The sequence below is a fragment of the Streptomyces echinoruber genome (genome assembly GCF_014651135.1).
Lineage (GTDB): Bacteria > Actinomycetota > Actinomycetes > Streptomycetales > Streptomycetaceae > Streptomyces > Streptomyces echinoruber.
Genome location: NZ_BMWH01000039.1, coordinates 38,852 through 46,387, shown reverse-complemented (window position 1 = coordinate 46,387; position 7,536 = coordinate 38,852). Strand labels below are relative to the sequence as shown.

Genomic DNA, 7,536 nt, shown 5'->3' with positions numbered 1-7,536 from the left:
CGAGGAAGCCTTCGGCGTCCGGCTGCGGGGAGGGCTGAAGGCCCTGTGGAGCCTGTGCGCGGGCGTACGCGACCAGCGGGGCGCCGAGTTCATGCTCGGCAACTGGGCGCTCATGACCCTCGACGACGCGATCGAACTGCACGGCCGCTACGTCCGGATGGGAAAGGACGCCTGGCAGCAGGGCTGGATTCCGGTGTGCGCGTTCAACGCCCACGACCAGGCCATCGGGCTCTGCCTGGACACCGACAGCGGACAGCTGTGGTACTGGGACCGGTACGGAGATCGCCATCCCGAATTCGAATCGCTGACCACCTACCTGGAGGAGATGGCGGACGCCCTCGACGTGCCGGACCTTGCCGGACCTCCAACACCGGGGTTGATCCGCGGCGCCCTGCGCTGGGGGCCCACCGGCGAGTCCGGGGACGGCTGGGAGCCGTTCACCGGCTGAACGACGGGCGGGAACGGCCACGACCGTTCCCGCCCGCGCAGCACGGGTCCACGGACTGCTACCCGATCTTCTTCCAGGCGCAGGTGGTGTTGGCGTTCGCGCAGTGCTCGAAGCCCGGGGTCCTGACGAAGAACCCGTCGTCGTCGAGCAGCCGCCACGGAGCCGGGTTGAGATTCTTGAACGCCCCCGTGTTCTGGGCGGTCGGAATCGAGGCGCGCCCGCATTTCTCCCACGAGGGTCCGGCCGTCGCGACACGGGTGTCGGCCAGCAGTCCGAACGACGTGCCTGTGCCCATCTTGTCGGCCGTCAGCTGCGCGCAGTCGTTGCCGGAGCCCACCTGGTTCGGGCCGCCGGGGAAGCCGCCGCTCTCGTGCGTGGAGGCCATGGCGTACTCGTCACAGGACAAGGCACCCAGGGAGGCGTCGGCCGGATGCGGGCTCCAACTGCTCGGACATATCTTGTCGCGACTGTCATTCGTGGTCCATGGCTGCCCGTCGCTCGGCCGCTTCACGGTGGTGTCCGGGCCCAGACGGTGCAGCAGGGAGTCCCACTTCTTCGAGCCGGGGTGGGAGGTCATCTTCTCCTGCATCAGCCAGTAGTAGGCGCCGGCGGCAGGGTAGAGGTTGGTGTCGACGGTGTAGATCGGCTTGAAGTACGGGAACGCGCAGCCGGGGGCGACTCCCTTGAGGATGTTGTCGCAGCGCGGTGCGAGTTCCCTGACACGGGTGTCACCGCTGGTGCCGAAGTCGGCGGTCGCCGACACGGTGGCGCTGGCGTCCACCGTGGCCCGGATGGACCAGCCGAGGTCGATGATCTCCTTGCCAGTGCCGCTCCAGGCCGTCTGGATGGTGCCCCAGCGCTCACCGAATGGGTTCGCCTGATCCGGCGTCCAGTGCGCGGTGGTCTCGTTCTGGTTGATGTCCCGCCACTTGATGGGGGAGGTGGAGCAGGCGTCGCAGTTGTTGGTGGCGTACCAGTTCAGGTTGACGCCCTCGAGAGCCTCGTCGATGTGCGTGGGGATCACGACGAGCTGCTGATCGAACTCGCCGAGGTCGCTGCCGCTGTCGCCCTTCTTGGTGTACAGCTTCATCTGTTGCTGCAGGTCGAAGGTGGCCGTGCCGAGGGAGGGCAGCTCCGGATCGGAGTCCAGGAAGATCAGCGTGGCACTGCCGATGTTCTTCAGGCAGGCCTCGGTGCGGTTCATGTAGTCCTTGCCGCTGTCCTTGGCGCCGCACCAGGAAACCAGGTCGTCGCCGAGGGGCGCGCGCAGGGACGGGGAGGACCGGTCGCTGTCCTCGGACGGCGGGTTGATCTCGATGCACAGCCTGCGGCCCTCGGTGTCGGCCGTGGAACAGTTCCGCTTCGGTCCTGCCCGGAGGCCGGCGGCGACGTTACCGGGATCGGTGCGCGTGATCGGGATGACGTCCTGCTTCGTCGAGTCGATCGTGGAAGACGCCTGCGGGGCGGGGAAGGTCACGTAGGGATCGATGCGGAAGTCGGCCCACGGCGACCAGGACGTCTCGTACAGGCCGCCGTCGTAGGCGGAGGTCCGGAACGTGTACGTCACACCGGGCTTCAGCTTGCCGTAGTCGACGGTGACCTGAGCGGTCTTGCCCGACGCCACGAAGTCGGAGACCAGGACGCCGTACGAGTTGGCGTCGGTGAGCTTGACCTGGTCCTTCGGATTCCCGTTCGCGTCGGTCGTCCACACCTCGAACGTCAGGTCGGCCTTGTCGCCGTCGGGATCGGTGACCGTGTTGCGCAGCACCACCCGCGAGGTGACCACGCTCCACACGCCGTCCTTCTTGGTGAACTGCGGGCCGGCCGACGGATTCTTGCCCGACACCGGGCGGCCCCCGGCAGCCGCCGTGTTCTCGGGCCCGGCCGCCGGCCGCGCCGAGGGTGCGGTACCGATTCCCGGACTCGGGTGGAAGTCGGCGGCGTACGACGTTCCGGCTCCGACCAGCAGGGCCAGTGCGGCACCGGCGGCCAGACGGCGCAACGCCGACAGTGGGTGTAAGCGTCTCAAGCTCGCTCCTCCTCGAACGTACGCATGTTCGAAGCGAGTCCAGCAGACGCCGTGTGCTGCGCATATGACAGAGGTCATGGTTTAACTGAGCTTGGCTGAAAGGGAGTTGATTCCAGAAAGACCCCAACTCACCTTCGATTCAGGCGTATGGCTCTCGCCGCATGCAGCCATGACCGCCACGCGCGCTCATCGGTCGGGCGGCGCGTCGACGTCCCGGGCCGACGGTGTCGCGAATGGTTGCTCGGGTGAAGCCCACCGGGGCTGCCGAGCGGCAGCGTCCTGCGCGCGGAAGGGGTTGGCGTACGGCCTCCTCTCCGCGCCTCGTGCGGCCTCACCTGGCGATTCGGCTTCACCGGACGTTCGCGACATGCGGTGAGCCAGCTCCGCTGCGAGGCTTCTCTCCCGGTGCGCGGCTCCGAGAGCAGCGCTTCGCGCCCGGACGGCTTCCGCGCGGAGGTGTCCGGCTCGCCGGGCATCCTGTTGCCGGGCGTGCTGAAGCAGGCTGCCGCGGTCTCGTCGAGAGGTTTCCGCCTCGACGAGCACGTCCTCGTGTTCCGGGAACGGTCCGGCCACCGCGGAAAGATGACGAAGACGCGTGCGCACCTCGTCGAGCCGGCGGTCCTGTTCGGCCAGGAGTCGGCGAAGAGCGCCGTGTTCCCGCTCCGCGCGGGCACGGTCCGGCCCGCGCAGCACGAGACGTCCGAAGCGGGAGGTCTCGTTCAGTTCCCGTTCGAGTTGCCGGACGCGCGCCCGCGTGCGGCGCCGTGCCTCGGCTGTCTCACCGAGCACCCGGTCGAGGCTTCTGACTTCTCGGATCGCCTCCGCTCGGGCGGCAAGCTCCTCATGGCGCCGCTTGAGGGCGAGGACGTTCGGGCCTGTGTCCGACGCGACCTGCTGCTCCGCCCGGTCCGCGTTCGCTTCGGCCTCCTCGGCCGCCCGCCGGGTCGCACGGGCCGCGACCGCCGCCTTCCTGAGGGCGTCGCGCAGCGCGTCCGTGCTGAGGTGCCGGTAGGGACGCACGCGTGCGCGGTCGCCTTCGGACGGGCCGGGTCCCGCCGGCTGCCCCTCTGAGGCGCGGCCCGTCCCGTACCCCTGCCCGCTCACCGACCGGGTGCCGGAGGTCTTGCGAACGGACAGGTCGGACACGATTCCGCGGGCCGGCGCGGGAACGGCGTGCAGCGGGAGCTCGGTGAGGATCATGCGTTCCTCGGTGCCGGTCTCGATCTCCCGTATGAGGCCGGCGACGGCACGGTCGAGCTGCTCCTGCTCGGTGCCCGGTTCGCCGGCGGCGGCCCGGTCAGCGTCGGTCTCGTAGACGGACAGCGGCAGGAAGAGGTGTGACTCCCTCTTGTCGCGGCTGAGCATGGTGTAGAGCGCGTTGGCCTGTGCGCCGGGGCCGTAGACGAGCGCCTCCTGCACGCTCAGGCCCTGCGACTTGTGGCCGGTGATCGCGTATCCGAGGCTGAGTCCACCCCGGGCGATGTAGTCGGCGTCGACCCACTCGGCGACCGTGCGGTGGCCGTCGGCGGTCCTCTCCCGCCACTCGACCAGGACGCGGCGCCGGTCGTCGACGGCGCGCACGATGCCGCGGCAGCCGTTCAGTACGTCCTCGTGCTCGCCGCGGGTGCGCCGGGACCGGTAGTCGTTGGTGCGCAGGAGGACCTGGTCCCCGACGGAGAGGACGAGCTCGCGGCCGCCGGCGAGCGCGTACGTGTGCTCCGGGCCCGTGAGGAAGCCGTCGGCCTTGCGCAGGGCGCGTGCGCCGAGGTTGAGTTCTTCGACGATCTCGTTCGTGGCCGCCAGCATGAGCAGCTGCTCCACGGCGTCGTGGTCGTCGGTGTAGGCGGCGCGCTTCTCGGCCCACACGGCGAGCATCGCGGCGAGCGTCGCGTCCTTGTCGGCGAAGGCGTGCACACGGCCGGTGGCGGCGAAGGTGCGAAGTGCCTCGGCGCGTCGGTCGTCGCGCCAGAGCTGCAGTGCGCGTCGCTCGACGGCGTCCTTCTGCCGGTGGTTCTCGGTGAGCACCAGGCCGCCGACGAGGCGGTGGACGGCCGCGAAGTGGCCGCCGACACCGGGCGAGTGCAGCTGTTCGGGGTCGCCGATGCCGACGACCTTGGTGCCCGTTTCGGCGGCGTGGGCGAGGAGCTCGGCGACATCGCGGTCGTCGCACATGGCCGCCTCGTCCAGGACCAGGACGTCCACGCCGGTCAGGCCGGGCCCGCCGGTGCGGATGCCGGTGAGCCAGGAGGCGACGGTGCGGGAGGGGATGCCGGCCTCGGCCTTGAGATTGGCGGCGGCGACGGCGGCCGTGCTCGCGCCCGCGACGACGAGCCCTTGCGCCTCCCATGCCTGCCGGGCCGCGTCCATGATCGTGGTCTTGCCGGCGCCGGCCACGCCGATGACGGCGTCGATGCCGTGCCCGGCGGTCAGCAGGCGCTCCAGGACGGCGCGCTGTTCGTCGGAGAACCGGAAGCCGGGGCCGTGCTGGGCCTCGACGGCGGACAGGGTCATCTCGACCGTGTCGCGGCCGACGACGGCGGCCCCTTCGTCGAGGCGCCGCCGGGTCTCGGTGACGATCAGGGTCTCGGCGGCGACGATGTCCGCGGTGGTGTACCGGTCGGCGTGGGAGAAGTGCTGCGGGCCCTTCGGGTTCAGTTTGACCGCATGCCCGGCGTGTCGCAGTACGGCTTCGGTGAGTTGCTCGGCTTCTTCCGCGTCGCCGACGCCGTACGGGAGGGCCTCCAGGACGGCGGCGATGGCGGCGGCGTGCGTGAACTCCTTGGAGTGGCTGGTCAGGCCGGTCTTCGGGTCGAAGACGATGCGGCACAGCTCGTCCAGGTCCGGGTTCCGGTCCTGCGGAGCGCTGTGGATCGCCGCCGCGGTGATGGCCTCCGGGTCGTCGCCGGCGGCACGTCCCTCGGCCTGCCAGTACCCGCGCAGCACGTCGTCCGCGGCGGCCGCCGCCTCGCCGTTCTTGGCCGCCTTCGAGGCGACCGAGGCGGCGGTGCGCTCGCGCAGGGTGGCGCTGTCGTAGTCGATGCCCAGCCAGTTCAGCAGTTCGCGGACCTGGTCGTCCCGCTTGCTGAACAGCCTGATCGTGGCCTCGGGGATCGCCGCGATCTCCCATGCGCCCGTGCGCTCGTCGCGGCGGAAGCCTATGCCGTAGCGGTCGGTGAGCTCCCGGCGGATGCGGGCGTTCATCAGGGCCTGCGCCGCCCGGGCGTGGCGGTGCAGGTCGCGTCCTCCGGCGGCCGTCGTGGACCAGCGGCCGTCGGCGGCCTTGACCATGTTGGCCAGGGTGAAGTGGAGGTGGAAGTGCGGATCGCCGTACGGCGCGCCGCCGACCGGGCGGGCCGCGCGGTGCACCATCATCCATCCGCAGAACCCGCTGGTCGGGATCGTCTCGGCGCTCCGCCCGTCGCCGTGCCGACCGCGCATCGCGTACGCCGTCCAGCGCTCCAGGGCCTCGACCGCCTCGCGGCCCGCGCCGGTGTAGACGGCCTCCACCTCCCGGGCGAGCTCGTCCGGAGCGTACGCGAGGAACACCGATTTCGACTTGGGCAGATCGAGTGTGAGGTCGGCGCCGCGGTTGCCGACCTCGACGCGGCCTTCGCGCAGAGCAGCCTTGATCTCTTCCGTGTCCCAGATCTGCTCGGGGTCCAGGCCGGCCGCCTTCGCCAGGGCGACGGCCTCGCGCGCCGCCATCGGCAGGTCGCGCAGTCGTCGTTCGCCCTCGGCGGCCGTCTGCAGGAAGCGGCGCTTCAGGGAGGCGGCCGTGAACAGCTCCTCCGGCCGACGGTTCGTCTCGTCGGCCTTCCGCGCCACGGCGTGCAGCAGCGGACGGGCGTCCAGCCGCCCGCCCTCCTCCGCCGCGAGCGCCTTCTCCAGCGCCTCCTCCCCGTACAGCGCGACGGCGTCGACACCCGCCCCCTCGGCCAGGTTCAGCAGGACGGAGACCGGCACACGGTGGGACTCCCCGTGCCGGGTGAGCTGCCGCTCCATCCGTCCGAAGGCCGCCTTCTTCCGCCGGGAGTCGAGGAGTTCGGCCGGCTGCACACCCCGCTCGGCGGCAGTGCGACGGACGGCTCGCACGAGCGGTGCGGCGGGCAGCTTCGCGGCGGGCGCGACGGCCAGTTTGGGCTCTACGAGGGTCCGTCCGGTACGCGGGTCCTCACCGCGCATGAGACGGCGGGCCCACGGAAACTGCTCGGGCGTCAGCGTGCTGCCGGGGGTGATGCCGAACTCGGTGAGGCCGTTGCCGATCCACACCAGGGGGCGCTCCGTCGCGTCCAAGTGGTAGTCGACCTGGCCGTCGCCGACCGGAGCGGGGAGAACGGCTTCCCCGTACAGGTCCCGGGCGTCCAACCCCGCGGCGGCCGCGACCTCCACGGCATCGAAGCCGCTGATCCGGGCGGTGCCTGGAGTCTTGCGGAGCTGCGTGCGGGCGCGGTAGAAGGCACGCTTCGCCTCGGCCGAGCCCAGGAGCGCGGCGACCGGGGTGCCGGTCTCGGCGGCCTTGACCTCGATCGCGGCGACGAGCGGGGCGGCGTCCACCATGGTGCCCCTGCCGCAGCCGTGGCCGCCGGTCAGGCGGTACTCGATCTGCCCGTCGGACGGGCCGATCATCGTCACCCACCCCACCGGCCCGGTACCCCTCCGTTTCAACTACGGCCAGTTTCGGACACCTTGGCTGATTGTATCGTCGCGTAGCGACGATACCTTGGTCCTCCGGCTGCAGAGGCGACTCGGTGATCGGCTGTGCGCTCGTCCGCGTTCCAGGCGGAGACGGTCAGGCCTGCGTGCTGTCACCCGGCATTGAAGGGGTGCAGCGATTCATCCGCCGACTGCGGCAGGTGATCCGGGCGGCAGGGCTGTCCGTAGGGGCTCGCACGGCGGCGAGGCTCCTGGTGACTGGGGGCGCCGGTCACCCCTCCTCAGCGCCGACCGCCCGTCGGCCACTCGCCGAACGACGCCGGTGACTGCCACCGGATCTCGCGCACGGCTTCGTCGGTTCCGCACGTCGTGCAGATCATGACGTCACAGTCGACGGCCGGCCGCG

General features: G+C 70.9%; 3 protein-coding genes. 1 reads left to right on the top strand and 2 read right to left on the bottom strand.

Translation table 11 applies throughout. From position 1 onward, the window contains the following. A partial coding sequence (locus IE225_RS30200) for an SMI1/KNR4 family protein (protein WP_190060830.1) occupies nucleotides 1-448 on the top strand: 448 nt, incomplete at its 5' end. 58 nt (nucleotides 449-506) lie between these two features. On the opposite strand, the gene IE225_RS30195 is transcribed toward IE225_RS30200, so the two are convergent. Together IE225_RS30195 and mobF are read right to left on the bottom strand one after the other, a co-directional pair. Beyond that, a complete protein-coding gene (locus IE225_RS30195) occupies nucleotides 507-2,477 on the bottom strand; it encodes a hypothetical protein (protein WP_190060829.1) in 1,971 nt (656 codons plus the stop codon). Nucleotides 2,478-2,663: 186 nt separating this feature from the next. After that, a complete protein-coding gene (gene mobF / locus IE225_RS30190; RefSeq protein ID WP_229880170.1) occupies nucleotides 2,664-7,103 on the bottom strand; it encodes a MobF family relaxase in 4,440 nt (1,479 codons plus the stop codon). Nucleotides 7,104-7,536: the final 433 nt, after the last annotated feature.

Bases quoted from the DNA above. Each gene is read 5' to 3' on its own strand.
- mobF (WP_229880170.1), bottom strand. From the start codon at position 7,103: ATGATCGGCCCGTCCGACGGGCAGATCGAGTACCGCCTGACCGGCGGC.